This is a genomic window from Marinobacter sp. es.042, from assembly GCF_900188315.1.
Classification (GTDB): domain Bacteria; phylum Pseudomonadota; class Gammaproteobacteria; order Pseudomonadales; family Oleiphilaceae; genus Marinobacter.
Genome location: NZ_LT897781.1, coordinates 1,839,322 through 1,861,911, shown reverse-complemented (window position 1 = coordinate 1,861,911; position 22,590 = coordinate 1,839,322). Strand labels below are relative to the sequence as shown.

Below are 22,590 nucleotides of genomic sequence, written 5' to 3'. Positions count from 1 at the left end.
TGTTGTCTGGTCAACCGGTTAGCGGGCTAATCCGTGCTTTATTTATGGCGTGAAGTGGTCTATGTTTTACCGTGACCGTATGTCTTGCCCGCCCTACAGGCGGTCATCTAATTACAACGAGCAGAAAAAGGAAGAACTCACATGACACTGAAACTGAAAGCCTCCGCATTTGCTGTCGCTGCTGCAGTCAGCCTGGGTGCTGCTTCAACCTCTGTTTCCGCGCAGGAGCAGCGCTTCGTGACCATCGGTACCGGCGGTGTAACCGGCGTTTATTATCCGGCCGGCGGTGCGATCTGTCGTCTGGTGAACATGGACCGCAAAGAGCATGGAATCCGCTGTTCCGTTGAGAGTACCGGTGGTTCCGTATACAACTTGAATGCGATTCGCCAGGGTGAACTCGATCTGGCCGTAGCCCAGTCCGACTGGCAGTACCACGCATACAACGGCACCAGCCAGTTCAAGGACGATGGCGCCAACAAGGACCTTCGCGCGGTGTTCTCCCTGCATCCGGAACCGTTTACCGTTGTTGCCAGCAAGGGCTCGGGCATCAAGACCTTTGAAGATCTGGAAGGCAAGCGGGTATCCATTGGTAACCCGGGCTCTGGCCAGCGCGCCACTGCCGAAGTTCTGATGGACGAGATGGGCTGGACCGCGGATAAATTCTCGCTGGCCGCCGAAATCAAGGCGGCGGAGCAGTCCCAGGCCCTGTGCGACGGTAACATTGATGCCTTCTTCTACACGGTTGGCCACCCCTCCGGTGCCATCAAGGAAGCGACCACTTCCTGTGACAGTGTCCTGGTTAACGTTGATAACGCTGCCACACAGAAGCTGATCGACGAGAACCCGTACTATCGTAAGGCAGTCATCCCTGGTGGTATGTACCGTGGCAGTGACGATGACGTTACTACCTTCGGGGTTGCGGCAACCTTCGTGTCATCCACTGATGTGCCCGATGATGTTGTCTACGCGGTTGTGAAGGCTGTTTTCGAGAACTTCGACAGCTTCAAGCGCCTGCATCCTGCGTTTGCCAACCTGAACAAGGAAGAGATGGTCTCTGATGCTCTGAGTGCGCCTCTGCACCCGGGTGCTGCCAAGTACTACAAGGAAGCTGGTCTGATCGACTGATCTGCTTGCACTCCGTCACAGCGGGCTCAAGCCCGCTGTGACGCACTTTCAGAGATTGATTTTCACGTACGGGACTAATTTATGGCGACGAGCGATCCGGCTAACGGAGCTGGTGCTGGTGGTAGCAGTAATGTAGACCAGATCCTGCAGACTGAAACCGGGGGCAGGGCGACCAGTGGATACGCTGCGGTTATTCTCTTTATCGTTCCCCTGGTGTGGTCGCTGTTTCAGCTCTGGATTGCGTCACCGCTGCCCTATATCTTCAATTTCGCAATCTTTAATTCCACGGAAGCGCGCTCAATCCATCTTGCGTTTGCCGTTTTCCTGGCGTTTTCCGCCTTCCCGATGATCAAGGGGCGGCATGTAAATATCGTCCCCATCTATGACTGGGTTCTGGCGCTTGTTGCTGCTTTCTGCGCCTCATACCTCTACGTTTTTTACGAAGAACTTTCAACGCGGCCCGGCGCGCCGATCACTCAGGATTTGTGGGTTGCGCTTATCGGGCTCGTGCTTTTGCTGGAAGCAACGCGTAGGTCGCTCGGGCTCCCGCTGACTATCGTCGCTGCGGTCTTCATCACATACTCGATTGCCGGTCCCTATATGCCGGATGTGATTGCCCATAAGGGCGTGAGCCTGAATAAACTGGCGTCTCACCAGTGGCTGGGCACCGAAGGCGTATTTGGTGTTGCACTGGGGGTTTCCACCAGCTTCGTTTTCCTGTTTGTGCTTTTTGGTGCGTTGCTTGAGCGGGCGGGTGCCGGTAACTATTTTATAAAAGTCGCCTACGCCATGTTGGGGCATATGCGAGGTGGCCCTGCCAAAGCCGCAGTGGTCTCCAGCGGTCTGAGCGGCGTTATTTCCGGTTCGTCCATCGCGAACGTTGTCACAACCGGCACGTTCACTATTCCCCTGATGAAGCGAGTCGGCTTTCCGGCGACCAAGGCCGGTGCTGTAGAAGTTGCCGCATCCACCAATGGGCAGCTCACGCCGCCCATCATGGGCGCTGCCGCCTTCCTGATGGTCGAGTACGTTGGTATCTCCTATCTGGAAGTCATCAAGCACGCGATTCTGCCGGCGATGATTTCCTACGTGGCGCTGATCTATATCGTCCATCTGGAAGCCTGCAAGCTCAACATGCAGGGCATTGAGCGCCTCAACAAGCCAACCCTTGCCCAGCGTCTGTTGAACTGGGTCGTTATCCTGATTGGCCTGAGTGTCCTGACCCTGGCGGTTTATTACGGGGTCGGCTGGACCAAGACGCTTTTCGGCGAGGCGGCGATGTGGGTATTGGCCCCACTGCTTGTACTGATCTATGTTGGCCTGGTTGGCTACGCCACCCGTTTCCCCGAGCTGGAGGAAGACGATCCGGAAAAGGACATGGGCGAATTGCCGCCTGTTGGCCCGACAGTAAAGACAGGTCTGTACTTCCTTCTCCCCGTTGTGGTGCTCGTGTGGTGCCTGACTGTCGAGCGTTTTTCACCGCAGTTGTCGGCGTTCTGGGCCACGCTGTTCATGATTTTCATCGTCGTGACGCAGCGCCCGTTGAAGGCCTTTTTCTACAAGCACGGTAATTTCCTGGGTGAACTCAAGGACGGTGTGTTCGATCTGGCGCACTCGCTCGCCACGGGCGCCCGGAACATGGTGGGTATCGGCGTGGCAACTGCCACCGCCGGTATCGTGGTAGGTACGGTTACCCTGACCGGTATCGGGCTGGTAATGACCGAGTTTGTCGAGTTCCTGTCCGGCGGCAACTTGCTGCTGATGTTGATCTTCACGGCTATTATCAGCCTGATTCTCGGCATGGGTTTGCCGACCACCGCCAACTACATCGTTGTGTCCACCCTGATGGCGCCGGTGATTGTCACTCTGGGAGCTCAGAACGGGCTGATCGTACCCCTGATTGCAGTGCACCTGTTCGTGTTCTACTTCGGTATCCTGGCGGACGACACTCCGCCCGTGGGGTTGGCGGCTTATGCCGCCGCTGCCATATCCGGAGCTGACCCCATACGAACGGGTATTCAGGGCTTCACCTACGATATCCGGACAGCCATCCTTCCGTTCATGTTCATCTTCAACACGCAGTTGTTGTTGATCGGTCTGACGGGTTGGTTTGATCTTCTGGTGACGATCTTCAGCGCGGTAACGGCCATGTTGGTCTTTTCCGCGGCCACCCAGGGCTTCTGGTTTACCAAGAGCTACAAGTGGGAATCGCTGTTGTTGCTGCTGATCACCTTCACCATGTTCCGACCCGGCTTCTGGTGGGATATGGTCTACCCGCCCACGGCAGATCGGCCCGGCGCCGAGATTATGGAGTACGTCGAGGATGTGCCGGCTGACAAGCCCATTGTGCTGAAGGCATCCGGAATGACAATCGACGGCGACGAGGTGACCACTTACGTAAGGCTCGAGATTCCGGCTGGCGAGTCGCCTGAGCAGCGTCTGATGGACGCCGGGCTGGAGCTCAGCCCGGATGGCGAAAAGATGGCCGTCGACTTCGTTGGGTTCGGTAGCCCTGCAGAAGATGCCGGTATCCAGTTTGGCTGGACCATCGATGCAGTGCAGGTTGACCTCGAACGCCCGCCCAAGGAGCTGATGTTCATTCCCGCACTGGCTCTCCTCGGGCTTCTGGCGTTTGGTCAGTTGCGTCGACGGGCCCGGGAGGAGGCCGCTGGCCAGCCAGCCTGATGTCACGTTTGCTTGTGAAAACCCGGCATTAACCTGCCGGGTTTTTTTCTGTTAGACTTCCGCTCGAATCGGCCCGCGGTTTGTATCGCGCCGTGCCGTCACCATGTGGTCTCTGGTATAGATCACCGCTGAGTAACCAACAGGAGTCTTTCATGCCCGTCGTAACACTGCCCGATGGCAGCCACCGCAGTTTTGCCGAACCCGTAACCGTTCATGATGTTGCCGCCGACATTGGCGCTGGTCTTGCCAAGGCCGCCCTCGCCGGAAAGGTGGATGGTCAGCTTGTGGACACCAGTTATCGAATCGAGAACGATGCCGAACTGGCGATCGTTACGGAGCGTGATGAAGAGGGCGTTGATGTCATTCGCCATTCCACGGCTCACCTGATGGCTATGGCCGTCCAGGAACTGTTTCCCGGTGCCCAGGTTACCATTGGCCCGGTGATCGATAATGGCTTCTACTACGACTTCAAGTACGACCGCCCGTTTACCAACGAGGATCTGGCGCGGATCGAGAAGCGCATGGAAGAGCTCGCCAAACAGGATCTTGCGGTCTCACGCTCCATCATGTCCCGCGATGAGGCGATCAAGCTTTTTGAGGATATGGGCGAGGAGTACAAAGTCCGTATCATCCAGGATATTCCCGGTGAAGAGGGCCTCTCTTTCTATCGTCAGGGTGATTTCATCGACCTGTGTCGTGGTCCCCACGTTCCGAGCACCGGCAAGCTCAAGGCCTTCAAGCTGACCAAGGTTGCCGGCGCCTACTGGCGTGGCGACACCAGCAATGAGCAGTTGCAGCGTGTCTACGGTACCGCCTGGGGCAACAAAAAGGATCTCAAGGCCTATCTGCATCGCCTCGAAGAGGCGGAGAAGCGTGACCATCGCAAGGTTGGCAAGAAACTGGGCCTTTTCCATATGCAGGAAGAAGCGCCGGGTATGGTGTTCTGGCATCCGGACGGCTGGACGCTTTATCAGGAAGTCGAGCAGTACATGCGTCGCAAGCAGCAGGAGCATGGCTACAAGGAAATCAAGACACCGCAGGTGGTGTCCCGCACCCTTTGGGAAAAGTCAGGGCATTGGGACAAGTTCAAGGACGACATGTTCACCACCGAGTCGGAAAAGCACGACTACGCCATCAAGCCCATGAACTGTCCGTGCCACGTGCAGGTGTTCAACCAGGGGCTGAAAAGCTACAAGGATCTTCCGCTCAGGCTGGCGGAGTTCGGCTCCTGTCACCGTAACGAAGCTTCCGGCGCGCTACACGGGCTGATGCGCGTTCGTGGGTTTACCCAGGATGACGCCCACATCTTCTGCGAAGAAGACGCTATCCAGCAGGAAGTGTCGGCATTTATCGAAATGCTGCATGAGATCTACACTGACTTCGGGTTTACCGAGATTTTATACAAGCTTTCAACCCGACCGGAAAAGCGGGTTGGTTCTGACGAAGTCTGGGATAAGGCAGAGGCCGCTCTGGAAGAAGCACTGAATCGTGAAGGGGTAGACTGGGAATTGCTTCCGGGCGAAGGCGCCTTCTATGGCCCGAAGATCGAGTTCTCTTTGAAAGACTGTATCGGACGGGTGTGGCAGTGTGGCACTATCCAGGTGGACTTCTCGATGCCGGGGCGTCTTGGAGCGCAGTACGTTGCCGACAACTCCGAGCGGAAAACCCCGGTTATGCTGCACCGGGCGGTTCTGGGTTCCTTCGAGCGTTTCATCGGTATCCTGATCGAAGAGTACGAAGGCGCTTTCCCGACCTGGCTTGCTCCGACTCAGGTAGCGATCCTCAATATTACCGATAATCAGCGTGATTATTGTCAGAATCTGGCGAAAAAGTGGGATTCTTTGGGGTTTAGGGTTAATGCTGACTTGAGAAACGAGAAGATCGGCTTTAAAATCCGCGAGCATACTCTTAACAAGGTTCCCTACCTTGTCGTTGTCGGTGACAAAGAAGTCGACAACAACGCGGTTGCGGTGAGAACCCGCAAAGGCGAAGATTTGGGAACTTTATCGCTTGAAGCGTTTGAGCAACTCTTAAGTGAAGATGTTGAACGCAAGGGCAAAACAAAGACGGAGATCTGATTATTAAACAGCGAGCGAATCGGGGTGGGCGCACACCAAAGGCGCCGATCAATGAGAATATTGACGCAACCGAAGTCCGACTGATTGACGCAGAAGGCAATCAGGTCGGTGTAGTACCAATTGAGGATGCCCTCAAGCAAGCAGAAGAGGCATCTCTTGACCTGGTCCAGGTTACGGATTCCGATCCGATCGTCTGTAAGATAATGGACTACGGCAAGAAAATCTTCGACGAGAAGAAGGCGAAGGCGGCTGCCAAGAAAAAACAGAAGCAGACGCAGGTCAAAGAGCTTAAGTTCCGTCCAGGAACTGAAGAAGGGGATTATCAGGTCAAACTACGCAACCTGGTACGTTTCCTTGAAAACGGGGACCGCGGCAAAATCACCATCCGTTTCCGTGGCCGTGAGATGGCACACCAGGAAATTGGTATGCAGCTCATGCAGCGTATCGAAACGGATATTGAAGAGCTCGCCCAGGTAGAGATGCGGCCGAAGATGGAAGGCCGGCAGATGACCATGGTAGTGGCGCCCCGCAAGAAGAAGTGAACCTGATCGGGTGCTTGTCCCCCGCGCATGCGGGGGATTTGTCGTTCAGGGGCACATTATTGTTTATTTAAAAATAGAATGCGGAGTTTTAAAAATGCCTAAGATGAAAACCAAAAGCGGAGCCACCAAGCGGTTCAAGAAGACCGCCACCGGCTTCAAGCACAAGCAGTCCTTCACCAGTCACATCCTGACCAAGAAGAGCCCGAAGCGTAAGCGTCAGCTGCGCGGCACCAAGCTCATCGCCAAGTCAGATGTTGCATCTATCAAGCGTATGACCGCGTGCTGATCCAGCCGCGAGAATCATTCCTTAGAAAGTAAAGGTAGAAGGATAAAAGTATGGCTCGTGTAAAACGTGGTGTGGTCGCACGCCGTCGTCACAAAAAGATTCTCAATCAGGCCAAAGGTTACTACGGCGCTCGTAGCCGGGTATTCCGTGTAGCCAAGCAAGCGGTTATTAAGGCCGGTCAGTACGCTTACCGCGACCGTCGTAACCGCAAGCGCGCTTTCCGCGCTCTGTGGATCGCCCGTATCAATGCTGGTGCCCGCGCTAACGGTCTGTCATACAGCCGTCTGATCGCTGGTCTGAAAAAGGCTAACGTTGAAATCGATCGTAAGGTTCTGGCCGATCTGGCCATGAACGAGCAGCAGGCGTTTGCCGCTGTTGTTGAGAAGGCCAAAGCATCCCTGTGATCGCTTAGCTCTTTCATCGATTGCTGATCGATATGGGCGCCCCATGATTTCATGATGGCGCCTCCTGATAGGGGAAGGGCACGCTCTTCCCCTATTTTTGTTTTTGAAGTTACGTTTTAAGCACTTCCATTTCTGGTTTGGAGCAGGGTCAATGGAAAACCTGGAGCAACTGGTTCAGGACGGTTTGTCGGCAGTTGAAAGCGCTGACAGCCTGCAGGCACTCGATCAAATTCGTGTTGAGTACCTTGGCAAGAAGGGTGTTATTACCCAGCAGGCGAAAACACTGGGCAAGCTTTCTGCTGAGGAGCGCCCTGCCGCCGGCCAGAAGATCAATGAAGCCAAAGGGCAGGTAGAGCAGGCCATCAATGCCCGCCGAAACGATCTGGAACGTGCCGCCATCGAACAGAAGCTTGCCAGTGAATCCATTGATGTGACTTTGCCGGGCCGAGGTCAGGACCTGGGCGGCTTGCACCCGGTTACCCGCACCCTGCAGCGAATCGAACATTTCTTTGCGCGCGCCGGCTACACGGTGGAGCAGGGGCCCGAGATCGAAGATGATTACCACAACTTCGAGGCCCTGAATATTCCTGGTCACCATCCCGCCCGCGCGATGCACGACACGTTTTATTTCAACCCGGGCACACTGTTAAGGACCCACACCTCACCAGTACAGATTCGCACCATGGAAGCCGGCAAGCCGCCCTTCCGAATGATCTGCCCTGGGCGCGTGTACCGCTGTGATTCGGATATGACTCACACCCCCATGTTCCACCAGGTGGAAGGGCTTCTGGTCGAGAAAAACGTCAGTTTTGCGGACCTTAAAAGCACGGTTGAGGAATTCCTGCGGGTGTTTTTCGAGCGGGACCTTCAGGTCCGTTTCCGGCCATCGTATTTCCCCTTCACCGAGCCCTCTGCGGAAGTGGACATCGAATGGGGACGGGAAGCCGATGGCAGCATAAAGTGGCTCGAGGTTATGGGTTGCGGAATGGTGCACCCGAAAGTCTTTGAATACTGCGGAATCGATGCCGAGGAATACCGTGGCTTTGCATTCGGTCTTGGTGTAGAGCGCCTGGCCATGCTTCGTTATGGCGTTAACGATCTGCGCATGTTCTTTGAGAACGACCTGCGCTTCCTGCGACAGTTCCGTTAACAGGCAAGATGAAGGCATCCAACCAAACAGGCATAACCGCATCAGGACAAGGCAATAACCATGAAATTCAGTGAACAGTGGCTGCGCGAGTGGGTTAATCCGCAAATCGATACCCAGGAATTGATGGATCAGATCACCATGGCGGGGCTGGAAGTGGACGGTTTCGAACCGGTGGCTGGTCAATTTAGTGGCGTGATCGTTGGCGAAGTCCAGTCGGTGCAGCCCCATCCGGACGCAGATAAGCTCCGGGTATGCCAGGTAAGTGATGGTTCCTCAGAGGTTCAGGTGGTCTGCGGTGCCCCGAATGTCCGCGAGGGTATGAAAGTACCTTTTGCAGTGGTTGGCGCGGTCCTGCCGGGCGATTTCAAGATCAAAAAGGCCAAGCTTCGCGGTCAGCCTTCCGAGGGAATGCTTTGCTCCGAGTCCGAGCTCGGGCTTTCTGAGAACCACGATGGCCTGATGGAGCTTCCTGCGGACGCTCCGGTGGGTAAGGATGTGGCGGATTACCTGAAGCTGAACGACGTCACTATTGATGTAGACCTGACTCCGAATCGGGCCGACTGTCTGTCTATCAAAGGCATCGCCCGGGAAGTGGGTGTTCTGAACAGCATGTTGTTCAACAGCCCCGCAATTGAGTCCGTGGAGTCTGTGCACTCTGAAGTCCCTGATATCCGGGTGGAAGCGCCGTCAGGGTGCCCTAGGTATCTTGGCCGTATTCTCCGAAATGTGAACCTGCAGGCGGAATCGCCATTGTGGATGCAGGAAAAACTGCGTCGCTCCGGCATCCGTTCCATCGATGCCGCCGTGGACGTCACCAACTACGTCATGCTGGAACTTGGCCAGCCGATGCACGCTTTTGACCGTGATGAAATCCAGGGCGGGATCGTCGTTCGCATGGCGCGCATCGGGGAAAAGCTTGTTCTGCTAGATGGCCAGGACGTTGAGCTCACCCAGGGCACGCTGGTGATTGCGGATCACGAAAAGCCGATCGCCATTGCCGGTGTCATGGGCGGCGAGCATTCCGGTGTCAGCCCGAAAACCCGGGATCTGGTACTGGAGTCGGCCTACTTTGATCCGATTACCCTCGCGGGCAAGGCTCGTCACTATGGCCTGCACACTGACGCTTCGCACCGGTTCGAACGGGGTGTCGACTATAAACTGGCGCGCGATGCCATGGAGCGGGCCACAAGCTTGCTGATGGATATCGTGGGCGGTGAGCCTGGCGAGATTGTCGAGGTTGCCAGCGATGAAGACATGCCCAGGGATCGGGTTGTCGACCTGCGTGCCGGCCGGCTAAACGATGTTCTGGGTATGGAAATCGACCGTACAACGGTTGAGGAAATCCTGACCCGACTTGGGCTGCGGGTCGAGAAGCTCCTGAAAAACGGTTGGCGGGTCAGTGTGCCCAGCTTCCGCCCGGACATCTCCATTGAAGAAGACCTGATTGAGGAAGTGGGGCGGATCTATGGCTACAACAATCTGCCCGTCACCGAGCCCAACGGGTCACTCGGTCTTCGCCCGGAGGAGGAAGCGGTTCGGCCGGTCTCGGCCATTCGAAACTTCTTTGTGGATCATGGCTACCAGGAAGCGGTGACCTACAGCTTTGTTGATCCGAAAGTCCAGCAGTTGGTTGATCCCGACCGTCAGGGCATTGCCCTGGCCAATCCGATTTCCTCAGATCTGTCGGTGATGCGTACCAGCCTCTGGAGTGGACTGCTGAAGACCGTCGCCTACAACCAGAACCGTCAGCAGCCGCGTATCCGGCTGTTTGAGACCGGCCTGCGTTTCCTCCAGGAAGGCGAGCGGATTGATCAGCAACCGATGCTTGCCGGCGTCGTGGTAGGCAATCAGTTTCCTGAAAATTGGGCGAACGGTCGCAGAACAGCGGATTTCTTTGATGTAAAAGGGGATTTGGAAAGTCTGTTCCGTTTGCTGGGTATCGAAATACGTTTTGTTGGCAGCCAGCATCCTGCGCTGCATCCGGGACAGACCGCAGAGCTCATGCGTGACGGCGAGCATGTGGGCTGGCTGGGGACTCTGCACCCACAAGTTCAGAAAAATCTTGAACTTAATGGCACGATCCTGATGTTTGAGCTATTCTTGGATTCAATCGTTACCGGATATGTGCCTAATTTCAAAGAAATTTCGAAATTCCCGGAAGTTCGTCGGGATTTGGCTATTATTATCGGGAGCGAGGTAGCGTTCGCCGATGTGGAGCGTGTAGCGAGAAAGCATGCCGGTGAACAGCTGACAGCGTTGCGTGCGTTCGATGTCTATGAAGGTGAGAGCTTGGGCGAAGGTAACCGGAGCCTGGCTCTGAGCCTGTTCTGGCAGCACCCCGAACGTACATTGAACGAGGATGAAGTGCATTCGCTCTTCAACGGTGTGATCGACGCATTGAAAGAAGAGCTGGGGGCAACACTGAGGAGTTGAGAAATGGCGGCTTTGACGAAAGCGGAAATGGCAGAGCGGTTGTACGAGGAATTGGGCCTTAACAAGCGCGAAGCCAAGGAAATGGTAGAAGCTTTTTTCGACGAGATCAGAGGCGCTCTCAGCCACAACGAGCAGGTGAAGCTTTCGGGTTTCGGTAACTTCGATCTGCGGGACAAGAAGCAGCGGCCGGGACGGAACCCGAAGACCGGCGAAGAGATTCCGATCAGTGCACGGCGAGTTGTTACGTTCCGCCCGGGACAAAAACTAAAGCAAAAAGTAGAAGCGTATGCTGGAACCCAGTCATAACAACGAACTTCCCACGATTCCCGGGAAGCGTTACTTCACCATCGGTGAGGTGGCGGAACTGTGCGCGGTGAAGGCCCACGTCCTGCGGTATTGGGAGCAGGAATTTCCACAGCTTTCGCCCGTAAAACGTCGGGGTAACCGGCGCTATTATCAGCGCGCAGACGTTATCACGATCCGCCAGATTCGCAGTTTGCTTTATGATCAGGGCTATACCATCGGTGGTGCCAAGCAGAAGCTGAGCAGTCACGAGGTAAAGGACGATACCTCCCAGTATAAGCAGCTGATTCGCCAGATGATTACGGAGCTTGAGGAGGTACTTGAGGTTCTGAACGCGCCGGTCAAATAGGGCTTCCGAAAGTCATAAGAAAAACCGGGACAGCGAGGCAGCCCCGGTTTTTTTATGCCTGCAGGTTTACTGCTTCTTGCAGGTCTTGATGCCCAGAATTGAATAGGCGGGGCAGTTGCCCACTGCGGCAGTGGCCAGAGGAACGATGCCAATCCAGCCCCAAGCGGTTTGTGGGCCCACAAACACAAGTGCCAGAAGTACAATGCCGACGATGGCGCGAATGATACGGTCCGCAGATCCCATATTGATGCTCATGATCCATTCTCCTTGGTTGATATGAGACGACAATATGAAGGTTAGCGCCTGTCCTTCGGCTCAGTCAGTGATAAAGTCACACAGGCGCAGAATTGGTTACCCTTAGCCCTGTCACTTATTTCATGGGAGTGCCCATGGTGCACCACAGTATTCTAGACACTTTGCCCGAAGATCTTCGAAGAGATGCCCTGAACAGTTTGCAGACCCTCCGATTCGAACATGGAAAGATTCTTTTCCGTGCGGGGGATCCATGCCAGGGCCTTCCCCTTGTGCTCAATGGAAGTGTGAAGGTTCAGATGACCGGATTATCCGGTAATCGAATAGTTCTATACCGAATGGGCGCTGATGACATTTGCACGCTGTCGATCGGGTGTCTGATGACTGGCGATGGCTTTCGGGCGGAGGCTGTGGTTGAGGATGACGCCGAGGTGTTTATGGTGCCGAGAGGTTTATTCGACCGGCTGATGGACCAGTCTGCTGACTTCCGGCTCGGCATTATGGAATCCTACGGTCGCCGGTTGAATGATCTGATGTTGTTGGTAGAGGAAGTCGCGTTCCGGCGCATGGATGAACGTCTCGTACACTGGCTTGAGGCTCGTGCCGGACAGGGTGCGATCACGATTACTCACCAGGAGCTCGCTGTCGAGTTGGGAACGGCGAGGGAGGTGGTCAGTCGTTTGTTAAAAGAGTTGGAGCGCAAAGGCAGGCTAAGGCTGGCTCGAGGTAAGATTGATTTTACCGGTGCGTTCGCGGAATGAAATGCAGATAACAAAAAGCCCGGACCTTTCGGCCCAGGCTTTTTGTCGGAATCTGGTCGGGACGGTAGGATTTGAACCTACGACCCCTTGCACCCCATGCAAGTGCGCTACCAAGCTGCGCTACGCCCCGATTCGCTCTTTGCCACATCGAAACTTGAGAGTATTCTCAGTGGCTTAGCGGGAGCGAAGTCTACACGAGCCCATGGAAAAAATAAACATCCGACGGCGATTTTGATCGCAATTTTTAGCGTAGCTTGGTCTCCCGCAGTTTGAGGATGAACTCCGGTGGTTCGAAGGTATCCGCCCGGGCTGATTCCCAGTACTTATCGAACACAGTCAGGTCTGTTTTTCCCTCCAGCAGGGCCCCCGGTTCAAGGAACGGGAAAAGGTCCATGTAAGAATGAACTTCGGTTTTCGACACCCGCCGGACAACGTGTTCCGGACCAAGCTCGGATGGGTGCTTGAGGCCGGAAGCCTCGAGCAGGTTTTGCAGCGCGTCCAGAGTATTCTTATGGTAGTTGTACACCCGCTGGCTCTTGAGCTCTACGTCGAGCTTGTTGCCGCGCCTTGGGTCCTGGGTAGCCACGCCGCTCGGACAACGCCCTGTGTGGCAACTGAGCGCCTGTATGCAGCCCAGGGAGAACATATAGCCACGGGCCGCGTTGCACCAGTCCGCACCAAGGGCCAGGGTTCGGGCTATGTTGAAGGCCGAGGTGATCTTGCCTGCTGCGCCAATGGCGATGTCTTCCCGCAAATGGGTGCCGACCAGTGTGTTGTGAACCAGCAGAAGTGCCTCAGTCATGGGCATACCGAGGCGGTTGATAAACTCTAGTGGAGCGGCTCCTGTGCCGCCTTCACCTCCGTCGACGACGATGAAATCAGGTTTTCGACCGGTTTCCAGCATGGCTTTGACGATGGCGAACCACTCCCAGGGGTGGCCAATGGCAAGCTTGAAGCCGACGGGCTTGCCACCAGACAGTTCACGCAGCCGGTCAATGAACTCAAGCATCTCGATGGGGGTCGAGAACGCCGAATGGCTGGCGGGAGAAACGCAGTCCTCACCAACCGAAACGCCCCGAGCTTCGGCGATCTCAGGGGTAACCTTGGCACCCGGCAAAATTCCGCCGTGGCCCGGTTTCGCACCCTGAGATAGTTTGAGTTCTATCATTTTGACCTGTTCAATCCTGGCGTTCTGCCGAAACATATCTTCGTTGAACGAACCGTCTTTGTGGCGACAGCCGAAATACCCTGAGCCGATCTCCCAGACCAGATCGCCACCCGGCTTTCGGTGGTATCGGGAGATGGAGCCTTCTCCGGTGTCATGATAGAAACCGCCCATTCTGGCACCGGTATTCAGGCTCAGGATGGCGTTGGCGGAAAGCGAGCCAAAGCTCATTGCGGAGATATTGAACACACTGGCGTTGTAGGGTTTATCACAGTTCCTGCCAATCAGAATCCGGAAGTCACTGCTGTCGAGACGGGTGGGAGCGAGTGAATGGTTCATCCACTCGAATCCCTCGTCATACATCCCGAGTTGGGAGCCGAAAGGGCGTTTGTCGAGGACATTCTTCGCGCGCTGATACACGATCGTGCGTTGTTCCCGTGAAAAAGGGCGCTCTTCAGTGTCTGACTGGATGAAATATTGCCGGATTTCAGGCCCGACGGATTCTAGTAGGTACCGGAAGTTGGCCATGATGGGGTAATTCCGGCTCACGGTGTGCTTTCGTTGAACCAGATCGTAGGTGCCAATTGCGGCGAAAACACCGAACACCATCGCAAACGCGTAACCCACGCCGATAAAGATGACCAGTCCAAGGGAAACGAAAAAGCCGATAATGCTGAGCACATAGGCGGAATAGCGAAGCGGAAAGGTCTTGGTTTTTTCCATGGAATCCTCTGGTTGTCTCACAAAATCGGCTCGACCGGCTCACCGGATAAAGAAGAGTTTTGTCCTACGAAGCGGCGTTCTGCCGCGATTGGTCCGGACCTTGGCTGGTCCGTTGTCGATCATGGTCTATGATAATTATCAAGGCGGCGGTAATAATTGTTGTTTTGATGTTTTGAACTCAAAACATTATGATAACGCTCTTGTAATGTTTGAACTCCGATTCTGAATAAACGACTTACCAACTCAGGAGGCGCCATAACGTGGGCGAGGTAGTTAAAGACGAATATTCGACGGACTACGTGGCTGGCCAGGACAATATCACACCGTTCGGGCTGGATCTCCACGCACCGGTATTTCCGATTACGGCGATACTGGTTTTTGCGTTCGTGATAGGAACCCTGATGTTCCCAGGGGAAGCGAAGGAGCTTCTCGATGGAACAAAGTGGGACATTATCGCGACGTTTGACTGGTTTTTCCTGATCAGTGCCAATATTTTCGTGGTTGTGTGCCTGGCGTTGATTTTCCTGCCAATGGGCAAGATCCGTATTGGCGGCCAGGATTGCAAACCTGAGTTCTCTACGATTTCCTGGTTCTGCATGCTTTTCGCAGCTGGCATGGGTATTGGTCTCATGTTCTGGGCCGTTGCCGAGCCGGTGGCTTACTACACGGGATGGTATGAAACGCCACTCAACGTAGAGGCGGGTACCAACGAAGCCCGCAATCTTGCAATGGGCGCGACTATGTACCATTGGGGTCTGCACCCCTGGGGCATCTACGCGATTGTAGCGCTCTCCCTGGCATTTTTTGCATTTAACAAGAACATGCCGCTGACGATCCGCTCCGCTTTTTTCCCCTTGCTGAGAGACAAAGTGTGGGGCTGGCCTGGCCACATTATCGATGTTCTGGCGGTTGTAGCCACCATCTTTGGTCTCGCGACTTCCCTCGGTTTTGGTGCCCAGCAGGCAGCTTCCGGCCTCGATTACCTGTTTGGCATCGGCGCTGGAATCAACGTCCAGATGGCGATCATTGTTGGCGTTACAGCACTGGCGCTGATCTCAGTGCTCAGGGGCCTCGACGGAGGGGTGAAAGTCCTGAGTAACATCAACATGGGCGTTGCTGCCGTCTTGCTGTTGTTCGTTATTTTTGCCGGTCCAACCATGACCATTCTGGAAACCCTGTGGGTTACCTCTTCCAACTATGTAGGCAATGTCTTTCAGCTGAGTAATCCGTTTGGCCGTGAAGATGAGGCCTGGTTCCAGGGTTGGACTGTATTCTACTGGGCATGGTGGATTTCCTGGTCACCGTTCGTCGGTATGTTTATTGCCCGTGTATCCAAGGGACGTACTGTTCGTGAGTTTGTGACTGCAGTTTTGATCGTTCCGACCGTTATCACGGTTGTCTGGATGAGTGCTTTCGGTGGCGCTGCTATCGAACAGATCCAGCAAGGTGTTGGTGAGCTGGCAGAGAACGGCTTGACTGAAGTGTCTCTTGCGACCTTCCAGATGTTTGCGAATCTGCCGCTGACCGGGATCCTGTCATTCGTGGGCATTATTCTGGTGCTGGTGTTCTTCGTAACATCTTCGGATTCCGGCTCGCTGGTTATCGACAGCATCACAGCCGGCGGCAAGACCGACGCTCCGACCGCTCAGCGTGTGTTCTGGGTAGTTGCTGAGGGTGCCATTGCTGCGGCCTTGATCTTTGGTGGCGGTGAGGATGCACTTGGCGCGATTCAGGCGACAGCAATCAGTGCTGGCCTGCCCTTTACGGTGGTTCTGCTGATCATGACGTGGGGGCTTCTGAAAGGCCTCAGTCACGAGCGGCAACTCCTGATTGCCAGGGGCGAGCTCACCTAAGAGCGCTTTGAAAATAAAAAAACCGGGGCCTCGGCCCCGGTTTTTTTATGTCTGGAAGCACTCAGGAACTGGCAAACGTGTCCATGGCGAAACGGGAACGCTCCAGTGGTGTGAAGTGCGGGCGTTTCAGCGCTTCGATGGCTCGCAGGCGGGGCAGCAGACCCCGACCGTTTGCCATCTGAATGGCGAGTCCGGGGCGCGCGTTCAGCTCCAGTAGTAACGGCCCTTCGTTGGCGTCGACCACCAGGTCAACCCCCATGTAGCCGAGTCCGGTTGCCTCGTAGCAACGAGAGGCCATTTCCAGCATCTCGTCCCAGGCTTCAATCTGGATGTTTTCCAGAGCAAGACCGGTATCCGGGTGAAGGGTAATGGGACGGTTGAACTGAACTGCGTTCAGACTTCGGCCAGAACCGATATCAAGACCAACGCCTACAGCTCCCTGATGCAGATTGGCTTTACCGTCCGATGCGGTTGTAGCCAGTCTCAGCATGGCCATCACGGGGTAACCCTGGAACACCACAATACGGATGTCGGGCACACCCTGATGCGAATACTTTGCCAGTGAAGGAGCGGATTCCACCAGGTTCTCGACAATCGCAACGTCCGGAGTGCCTGCGAGAGAGTAGAGGCCGGCCAGAATATTGGTCAGGTGACGCTCAAGGAATGAAGAATCGACACGGGAACCGGAAGCCTTGATGTAGTCATCACCATCGCGCCCGGTAATCACCGTAATGCCTTTGCCGCCAGACCCCTTCGCCGGTTTTATCGCAAAGCCCTCAAGGTCTTCAGCCATCTCCCGGAAGTGGGATATTTCATGCTGTTGGCGGACAATCTGAAGCAGCTTGGGCGTTTTTACCCCGTATTCGGCAACCACCAGCTTGGTTTTCAGCTTGTTGTCCACCAGAGGGTACGACGAACGCTCATTGTACCGGCTAATGTAGTCGACATTTCTCCGGTTCATATTGAGCATCCCGAGCCTCTTGAGAGATCGCGGTGAAATCCAGTTCATATCAGTCGTACGCCTTCATTGGCGTGAACCGTCGCAGCTCGCTGAGCTTGTAGCCGGTGTATTGGCCCATCAACAGGATCAGCCCGAGGATCACGAGATGCAGCTCCGGGAAGTTGAAGGTCAGATGTCCAGCCAGAGGCGCGCTCATCAGCAGATAGGCGCAGATAGCCACGAACAGGCTGCCGGCACCCTGAACCATGACCTCGTGGGCGCCTTCTTCCTCCCAGAGTATGGACATGCGCTCAATCGTCCAGGCAATGATAACCATCGGGAAGAAAGTGACCGTCATGCCGGTGTTGAATCCCATCTGGTAGCCGATAATGCTCAAGCCCGCGGTGATGAAAATAACCAGAATGATCAGGGCGGATATTCGAGACACCAGCAACAGGTTGAGACTGGACAGATAGCCGCGCATGAGGAGACCTATGGCGACAACCGACAGGAAAGCAATCAGCCCGGGCACCAGAGTTGTCTGGACGAAGGCCACGGCGATGAGCACGGGCATGAAAGTGCCAGAGGTGCGGATGCCGATGACGATCCGCATGAAGGCCACCATGAGTGCGCCCAGTGGCAGCAACAGCAGCATCCGGAACATGCTTTGTTCTTCAATGGGTAGCTCATAGAAGCTCAGGAAACCGAGGCCGTTGGAGGCGGATTCCATGGTCGCCAGTTGCAGGGCCGGGACAGTTTGCCGGAGCATGGAGAAGCTCACTTCGGAGTTTTCCCCGCCCACGACATCCAGCAAAGAAGCAGAGCCCTGGCGCCAGAGCAACAGATCGTCAGGTACGCCCTGTTCAGCGGTTTTCGGGTTGAAGGTGAGCCACTGTTTGCCATTGTATATTTGCAGATAGGGCATCAGCTGTTGCCGCCGGCGCGCGTCCTCTAGCCTGAGGCCGTCGGCTATCCTGGCAGCGATACCGCTATGGTTGAGCATATCGACCAGAAGGTCCAGGTAGTTCTCTTCCGAGACCAGCAGAGTGGTGTTCTGGGTGCGGGTGTCTGGCTGCATCAGCCGGATAAGCTCTCGGGTCATGCTTTCTGGAGTACTTGAACGGGTCCTGGCCTGGTCCAGTATTTCCTGGACGGCAGTGGCTTCGGGTTCTTCCCAAAAGGTCCTCGGTGTTTTCGGTTCCCGCGCGGGAATTTCCGGTTGGGCATTAGCGTCCGGAATAAACTGGGCTTTGAAATACAGTGTCTGCGGTCCGGAGACTTCCCGCTTGCTCCATTCCGCCCGGCGGCTTCCCGAGCTGTCGATAATAGAGAAGCCGTAGCCAGGTGATGCAGCCTGCTCGGTAAGGATACGGAATCCCGGGGGTTGCTCGGGTATGTTGAGGCTGGCAAGCACTGATCCGTCGCCGGCGTCAAAATCGATTCGGGCCTCGACCATCCAGACAGGACGCTGCTCGCCTGTCAGCCAGGGGATGCCAAGCTCAATGTGTCTCCAGACAGCAAGCGAAATGCCCGCTGCGATGAGGAGAAAAACGGCAATATAAAACGGCAGGCGCGAGCGGGTGGTCACGATTCGTTCCCGTTGCTTTTGCGGATGGATTCAGGCAATTCGGTGGCGTACTCTTTGCCGACATCGACCAGCATTACGTCACGCAGAATATTGCGGCCGATCAGAACTTCGTAGGTCAGGTTTGTTCTGTCGGCAAGTGTGAACTCGGCTACCTGCCGATGGTCGCCAATAAAGAACTGGAGTTCGACAACAACACGGCGCTCAGCTTCGTCCGCGCTGGCCTGGATAACCCGGACACGACGGGAGATTTCTTTCTCAAGGGTCACGAATTTGTCGGCGCCGGGAACGGGTACATCAAAACGCACCCAGTTGCTGCCATCCCGTTCAAACCGGGTGATGTTGCGTGCGTCGATGGAGGAAGTTTCGGCGCCGCTGTCGATTCGAGCTTTGTAGATCAAGCCGGGGCCCGCGAGGTAGAAATTCTCTACCTCGCCGACAATGACTTTCCCCTTGAGGCGATCAGCGCGGCCTTTTGAGTTGTCTGTTGCGGGGCACTGCTTCTGGACCTGAACGGGCGGACATTCGGGCTTTTCTACCTGGGTGGCGATCGCGTCCAGTATGGTTTGAGTCGATGAGCGGGTCTGGGCAACGGCTTGCTCGTGTCGAGTCGCTGCATTCTCTTCCATGGTAACGAGAGTCGCACGCTGGCTCTTGACGGATCCCTGAAGCTCATTGAGGTCTGTTTTGGGAACCATGAAATAACGGTCTGCCGAACATCCCGTCAGTGTGAGGATGCCCGCGAGTGCGATGAAGGAAGGTTTAGGCAGTCCAGCCCGAAAACATTTCAAACCCATGAATAACCCCTGAGCTGGCAGCCTGTCATACCCGAGTCGGAACGGTGATGACGGTCTGTGCATGTGAAACCGGATAAAAACGGAATGGAAGTATACAACATCCAACCTGTGTGGTTGATTTACAGATGGTTAAGGGGCAGTAGTGTTTACCGTGACAGGAAATGTCCTTCACCGAGTACGGTTTCAGCACGCAGGTATTCCTGAATTACGGGGGAGCAATTGAGGTAGAAAAGCAGCAGTTCGCGCTGCACATCCTGATCCTGAATTCGGGCGGCAAAACTGATCAGCTCCCGGATGATCTCGTCGCTTTCGGCACTGCTGGAAGGCATCCGGAAACTCTTTCCGTACCGGGTTTTAAGCAGGCTGGTGAGGCGCTCGAGGTGAAACTCGCCAGTGTGGGTAATGTGCGTCAGGATTCTGAATGCTTCCTTGTTGCCGGACGCGCCTGTACAGAACAATCCGGATTGGCTGTCCTGACTGGAGTCGTCATCGTGGAGAAATTCCGCCCCCAGCTTTCGCCACAATTCTTTCAGCATGATCTGTTATCCATTTCTGATCCCGTCCGTGCCCGTCATACGGTTACCAAAGGGTAATAACCACTTGGCGGGTGAACATTTTACCCTTTTAGACGATATTACGTTGGGCGTCCAGAGCTAGATGCCCGGGCTTCGAATTATTGCCAAACAGTCGTGGTCCTTGCCGGCAGCACCACTCAACTTGACGGTGCGCCGGGCAAAAGGTTCCCTGCGTGGGTTAGACTGTGTTCAAGCAGAATCGTACCGTTCATTCATCTGATAAGAGTTTTAACAGGAGTATTGCCAGGTGCCTGAAGCCATCATGGAACAGATGTTGTCCCGTCCTGATCTGATGGCGGCGCTGATGGTTGTTTTGATTCTTCTGGTCATTCTGAAAGGGCTTTGGGGCAAGAATGGTCGACTTGAGCAGGACGTCGAACATTGGAGGCAGCATGCCGCAGGCCTCGAGAACCGACTGGCCGGGCTTGAGTCGGAGCTGGAGAGCCGGAAAGAGCGCGTTGCGCAGGTGGAAAGCGAACGTCAGACCCTGAGGGCAAAGGCGGAAGAGCTGTCCGAAGCGCTGGGTGAGGCCCGCATGTCGCTCCGGGAGCAGGAAGTGACAATTGATAAGGAGCGCCGTTCAGCCAATGAGAAGCTTGAGCTGCTTGAGCGTAACCGTGACGCCCTGAAGCAGGAGTTTGAAAACCTTGCCAACAAGATTTTCGAACAGAAGAGTGAGCGTTTCAGCCAGCAGACAAGAACCAGCCTGGATACCCTGCTTAATCCGTTCAGGGATCAGCTGCAGGACTTTCGAAAGCGCGTCGAGGACGTGTACACCAATGAAACCCGGGACCGTCAGGCCCTGCGCAGTGAGATCAAATCACTACAGGACCTGAACCGACAGATCACCGAAGAAGCCGCCAACCTGACCAGGGCACTGAAGGGCGACAAGAAAATCCAGGGCAACTGGGGTGAGCTGATTCTCGAGCGTGTACTGGAAAAGTCCGGCCTCCGTAAGGGGGTTGAATACGACACCCAGGGCAGTTATCGGGACAGCGATAATCAGCTGTATCGGCCGGATGTCATCGTGCATCTGCCAGACAACCGTAACCTGATCATTGATTCCAAGGTGTCGTTGGTGGCTTACCAGCAGTGGGTCACGGAAGACGAGGATACCGTGGTCAGGGAAGAGGCTTTGAAACAGCATGTTGAGGCCGTTCGAAATCACATCCGTACGTTGAGTGAAAAGGACTACAGCCAACTGCATGGCCTTCATTCGCCGGATTTCGTGCTTTTGTTCATGCCAATCGAGCCTGCCTTTGTGGCGGCGTTTCAACAGGACGAGAACCTTTTCGCAGAAGCCTTTGAGCGAAAGATTATTGTGGTAACTCCAACAACCTTGTTGGCAACATTGAGAACAATCGAAAACATCTGGCGTTATGAGCGTCAGAGCCAGAATGCCCGACGAATCGCCGAGCGGGCAGGCGCGGTTTATGACAAACTCAGAGTGTTCGTGGAAGCGATGGAGCGCCTCGGCACCCAGTTGCATACCGCCCAGGGAACCTACGACTCGGCCATGAACACCCTGACCCGCGGGCGGGGTAACCTGATCTCGCAGGCCAATCGCTTTGTTGAGCTGGGTGTTCGGGTCAAGAAAGAATTGCCCAAGGGGATCATGGATCAGGCGGAAGTAGACGAATCCGACGAATTCCTTCATTCCGGGGACGACGACCGGCCTGATTCTGAGGAGCAGGCGATTGGTGCAGATAACGAGCAGGAGTAGATGCCATGGCAGTATTATTTGGAACAGGTCGCTGTTTTGTCCTGGGGGCCGCCCTGGCTTCCGTGCTCCTGGCGGGGCCGGCGTTGGCGCTGGCGCCCGAACATGAAACCCGCAGGCTGATGCTGGCTACGGAAGAGGCCGTTGTTGCAGAGAACTGGGGGGAGGCTGCGGAATACCTCAACCGGTTGCAGCAACTGGAGGGGGAAAAGCCGGAAGACTACTATTTTTATCGGGGCCGCGTGATGCTCCAGTCCTCCCATTTGAACGAGGCCCAGTCGGCCCTTGAGACCTATGTAAGCCGGGCGGGTGCGGAGGGTGCCCACTATCAGGAGTCCCTTCAGCTGATCACCTCTATCGAGAAGACCAGGCGGCAGAACGCCGTCGCACCACAGGCTGCTGGCGAAAGCGAACCGGTTGCGGTTATTGAACCAGCGGGTGAGGGCCGGGTTGAGTCACTGCGCAAGCTCTATCTGGCGGATTCAGACCGTGAAGCCTTGACCCTTCATATCAACAGCCTTCTTGAACTCGCAGGCTGGCGCCGTGATCAGGCAGTGGTGCGACTGGACCGGCCGGCAGATGTGGAATATCGCCTGGGAACCCAGGGAGACGAGATTCAGGTGCAGGAAATCAGGCGAGCCGAAGATGGCCGTATACTGAGGAGCACCGAGCCGATGTCGGTGTTTGGCATTAACCCCCAGGTTGAGTGGCGGTGTGAAGCCGCTGTTTCGACCTGCTGGGTTTACGATCCGAGGGATGGCTCCCGCCTGCTTCAACTGGCCACGAACCGTGAGCGGGTTCAGGAGATTGCTGAGACGCTGGGGCAGTTGATCCGGACACTTCAGTTACCGTCCGGATCCTGAT

20 protein-coding genes and 1 tRNA gene are annotated in these 22,590 nt (G+C 55.4%); 14 read left to right on the top strand and 7 right to left on the bottom strand.

The window, feature by feature from the left end:
- Positions 1 to 141 precede the first annotated feature (141 nt).
- The 10 genes from CFB02_RS08765 to CFB02_RS08720 all read left to right on the top strand — a co-directional run bounded on the left by CFB02_RS08765 (position 142) and on the right by CFB02_RS08720 (position 11,355).
- Entirely contained in the window at positions 142 to 1,125 is a 984-nt protein-coding gene (locus CFB02_RS08765; RefSeq protein WP_088557694.1) for a TAXI family TRAP transporter solute-binding subunit, read from the top strand.
- Positions 1,126 to 1,206: 81 nt separating this feature from the next.
- Positions 1,207 to 3,810: a TRAP transporter permease gene (locus CFB02_RS08760; RefSeq protein ID WP_088557693.1), complete on the top strand. Its 2,604-nt coding sequence runs from the start codon at positions 1,207 to 1,209 to the stop codon at positions 3,808 to 3,810.
- 152 nt (positions 3,811 to 3,962) lie between these two features.
- Entirely contained in the window at positions 3,963 to 5,888 is a 1,926-nt protein-coding gene (thrS, locus tag CFB02_RS08755) for a threonine--tRNA ligase (protein ID WP_088557692.1), read from the top strand.
- Positions 5,885 to 6,430, top strand: a complete 546-nt coding sequence (gene infC, locus CFB02_RS08750; protein ID WP_088557691.1) for a translation initiation factor IF-3 — start codon at positions 5,885 to 5,887, stop codon at positions 6,428 to 6,430. The genes thrS and infC overlap by 4 nt, the downstream gene beginning before the upstream one ends.
- Before the next feature lie 94 nt (positions 6,431 to 6,524).
- Complete coding sequence (gene rpmI, locus CFB02_RS08745; RefSeq protein ID WP_007151842.1) at positions 6,525 to 6,716, top strand: 50S ribosomal protein L35; 192 nt, start codon at positions 6,525 to 6,527, stop codon at positions 6,714 to 6,716.
- A gap of 50 nt (positions 6,717 to 6,766) precedes the next feature.
- Positions 6,767 to 7,120: a 50S ribosomal protein L20 gene (gene rplT / locus CFB02_RS08740; RefSeq protein ID WP_008170485.1), complete on the top strand. Its 354-nt coding sequence runs from the start codon at positions 6,767 to 6,769 to the stop codon at positions 7,118 to 7,120.
- A 151-nt stretch (positions 7,121 to 7,271) separates the two neighbouring features.
- Positions 7,272 to 8,270, top strand: a complete 999-nt coding sequence (gene pheS / locus CFB02_RS08735; RefSeq protein WP_014576543.1) for a phenylalanine--tRNA ligase subunit alpha — start codon at positions 7,272 to 7,274, stop codon at positions 8,268 to 8,270.
- A 60-nt stretch (positions 8,271 to 8,330) separates the two neighbouring features.
- Positions 8,331 to 10,703, top strand: coding sequence for a phenylalanine--tRNA ligase subunit beta (gene pheT, locus CFB02_RS08730; RefSeq protein WP_088557690.1), 2,373 nt, complete (start codon positions 8,331 to 8,333; stop codon positions 10,701 to 10,703).
- A gap of 3 nt (positions 10,704 to 10,706) precedes the next feature.
- Complete coding sequence (gene ihfA, locus CFB02_RS08725; protein ID WP_007151838.1) at positions 10,707 to 11,009, top strand: integration host factor subunit alpha; 303 nt, start codon at positions 10,707 to 10,709, stop codon at positions 11,007 to 11,009.
- Positions 10,990 to 11,355, top strand: coding sequence for a MerR family transcriptional regulator (locus tag CFB02_RS08720; RefSeq protein WP_008170477.1), 366 nt, complete (start codon positions 10,990 to 10,992; stop codon positions 11,353 to 11,355). Before ihfA ends, CFB02_RS08720 begins: the two co-directional genes overlap by 20 nt.
- A 66-nt stretch (positions 11,356 to 11,421) precedes the next feature.
- Here CFB02_RS08720 and CFB02_RS08715 read toward each other — a convergent pair whose 3' ends face one another.
- Entirely contained in the window at positions 11,422 to 11,610 is a 189-nt protein-coding gene (locus CFB02_RS08715; RefSeq protein WP_053114790.1) for a DUF2892 domain-containing protein, read from the bottom strand.
- A gap of 134 nt (positions 11,611 to 11,744) precedes the next feature.
- Here CFB02_RS08715 and CFB02_RS08710 point away from each other — a divergent pair, with 134 nt between their 5' ends.
- Positions 11,745 to 12,368: a Crp/Fnr family transcriptional regulator gene (locus CFB02_RS08710; protein ID WP_088557689.1), complete on the top strand. Its 624-nt coding sequence runs from the start codon at positions 11,745 to 11,747 to the stop codon at positions 12,366 to 12,368.
- Positions 12,369 to 12,421: 53 nt separating this feature from the next.
- Here the strand turns inward: CFB02_RS08710 and CFB02_RS08705 are convergent.
- Positions 12,422 to 12,498, bottom strand: a tRNA-Pro gene (locus tag CFB02_RS08705).
- A gap of 114 nt (positions 12,499 to 12,612) precedes the next feature.
- Positions 12,613 to 14,256: an FMN-binding glutamate synthase family protein gene (locus CFB02_RS08700; RefSeq protein WP_088557688.1), complete on the bottom strand. Its 1,644-nt coding sequence runs from the start codon at positions 14,254 to 14,256 to the stop codon at positions 12,613 to 12,615.
- Between the two features lie 260 nt (positions 14,257 to 14,516).
- Here CFB02_RS08700 and CFB02_RS08695 point away from each other — a divergent pair, with 260 nt between their 5' ends.
- Positions 14,517 to 16,109 carry a BCCT family transporter gene (locus tag CFB02_RS08695; RefSeq protein ID WP_088557687.1) on the top strand — a complete coding sequence of 531 codons (1,593 nt, stop codon included), beginning with the start codon at positions 14,517 to 14,519 and terminating at the stop codon, positions 16,107 to 16,109.
- Between the two features lie 61 nt (positions 16,110 to 16,170).
- On the opposite strand, the gene CFB02_RS08690 is transcribed toward CFB02_RS08695, so the two are convergent.
- The 4 genes from CFB02_RS08690 to CFB02_RS08675 all read right to left on the bottom strand — a co-directional run bounded on the left by CFB02_RS08690 (position 16,171) and on the right by CFB02_RS08675 (position 19,967).
- Positions 16,171 to 17,118: an alpha-L-glutamate ligase-like protein gene (locus CFB02_RS08690; RefSeq protein WP_088557686.1), complete on the bottom strand. Its 948-nt coding sequence runs from the start codon at positions 17,116 to 17,118 to the stop codon at positions 16,171 to 16,173.
- A 1-nt stretch (position 17,119) separates the two neighbouring features.
- Complete coding sequence (locus CFB02_RS08685; protein WP_088557685.1) at positions 17,120 to 18,637, bottom strand: inactive transglutaminase family protein; 1,518 nt, start codon at positions 18,635 to 18,637, stop codon at positions 17,120 to 17,122.
- Entirely contained in the window at positions 18,634 to 19,332 is a 699-nt protein-coding gene (locus tag CFB02_RS08680) for an ATP-dependent zinc protease (protein WP_014576599.1), read from the bottom strand. Before CFB02_RS08680 ends, CFB02_RS08685 begins: the two co-directional genes overlap by 4 nt.
- Positions 19,333 to 19,577: 245 nt before the next feature.
- Positions 19,578 to 19,967 carry a hypothetical protein gene (locus tag CFB02_RS08675; protein WP_088557684.1) on the bottom strand — a complete coding sequence of 130 codons (390 nt, stop codon included), beginning with the start codon at positions 19,965 to 19,967 and terminating at the stop codon, positions 19,578 to 19,580.
- Positions 19,968 to 20,253: 286 nt separating this feature from the next.
- Here CFB02_RS08675 and rmuC point away from each other — a divergent pair, with 286 nt between their 5' ends.
- Positions 20,254 to 21,729 (top strand): DNA recombination protein RmuC, encoded by a 1,476-nt coding sequence (gene rmuC, locus CFB02_RS08670; protein WP_088557683.1) that lies wholly within the window; start codon positions 20,254 to 20,256, stop codon positions 21,727 to 21,729.
- A gap of 5 nt (positions 21,730 to 21,734) precedes the next feature.
- The gene (locus CFB02_RS08665; RefSeq protein ID WP_088557682.1) at positions 21,735 to 22,589 is read left to right on the top strand and encodes a hypothetical protein; all 855 of its coding nucleotides are present in this window, start codon (positions 21,735 to 21,737) and stop codon (positions 22,587 to 22,589) included.
- Position 22,590 lies beyond the last annotated feature (1 nt).

What these genes read in the sequence shown, in the direction of transcription:
- CFB02_RS08765 (WP_088557694.1), top strand. Translation starts at nt 142, where the DNA reads ATGACACTGAAACTGAAAGCCTCCGCATTTGCTGTCGCTGCTGCAGTC.
- CFB02_RS08760 (WP_088557693.1), top strand. Translation starts at nt 1,207, where the DNA reads ATGGCGACGAGCGATCCGGCTAACGGAGCTGGTGCTGGTGGTAGCAGT.
- thrS (WP_088557692.1), top strand. Translation starts at nt 3,963, where the DNA reads ATGCCCGTCGTAACACTGCCCGATGGCAGCCACCGCAGTTTTGCCGAA.
- rpmI (WP_007151842.1), top strand. Translation starts at nt 6,525, where the DNA reads ATGCCTAAGATGAAAACCAAAAGCGGAGCCACCAAGCGGTTCAAGAAG.
- rplT (WP_008170485.1), top strand. Translation starts at nt 6,767, where the DNA reads ATGGCTCGTGTAAAACGTGGTGTGGTCGCACGCCGTCGTCACAAAAAG.
- pheS (WP_014576543.1), top strand. Translation starts at nt 7,272, where the DNA reads ATGGAAAACCTGGAGCAACTGGTTCAGGACGGTTTGTCGGCAGTTGAA.
- pheT (WP_088557690.1), top strand. Translation starts at nt 8,331, where the DNA reads ATGAAATTCAGTGAACAGTGGCTGCGCGAGTGGGTTAATCCGCAAATC.
- ihfA (WP_007151838.1), top strand. Translation starts at nt 10,707, where the DNA reads ATGGCGGCTTTGACGAAAGCGGAAATGGCAGAGCGGTTGTACGAGGAA.
- CFB02_RS08720 (WP_008170477.1), top strand. Translation starts at nt 10,990, where the DNA reads ATGCTGGAACCCAGTCATAACAACGAACTTCCCACGATTCCCGGGAAG.
- CFB02_RS08715 (WP_053114790.1), bottom strand. Translation starts at nt 11,610, where the DNA reads ATGAGCATCAATATGGGATCTGCGGACCGTATCATTCGCGCCATCGTC.
- CFB02_RS08710 (WP_088557689.1), top strand. Translation starts at nt 11,745, where the DNA reads ATGGTGCACCACAGTATTCTAGACACTTTGCCCGAAGATCTTCGAAGA.
- CFB02_RS08700 (WP_088557688.1), bottom strand. Translation starts at nt 14,256, where the DNA reads ATGGAAAAAACCAAGACCTTTCCGCTTCGCTATTCCGCCTATGTGCTC.
- CFB02_RS08690 (WP_088557686.1), bottom strand. Translation starts at nt 17,118, where the DNA reads ATGAACTGGATTTCACCGCGATCTCTCAAGAGGCTCGGGATGCTCAAT.
- CFB02_RS08680 (WP_014576599.1), bottom strand. Translation starts at nt 19,332, where the DNA reads ATGGTTCCCAAAACAGACCTCAATGAGCTTCAGGGATCCGTCAAGAGC.
- CFB02_RS08675 (WP_088557684.1), bottom strand. Translation starts at nt 19,967, where the DNA reads ATGCTGAAAGAATTGTGGCGAAAGCTGGGGGCGGAATTTCTCCACGAT.
- CFB02_RS08665 (WP_088557682.1), top strand. Translation starts at nt 21,735, where the DNA reads ATGGCAGTATTATTTGGAACAGGTCGCTGTTTTGTCCTGGGGGCCGCC.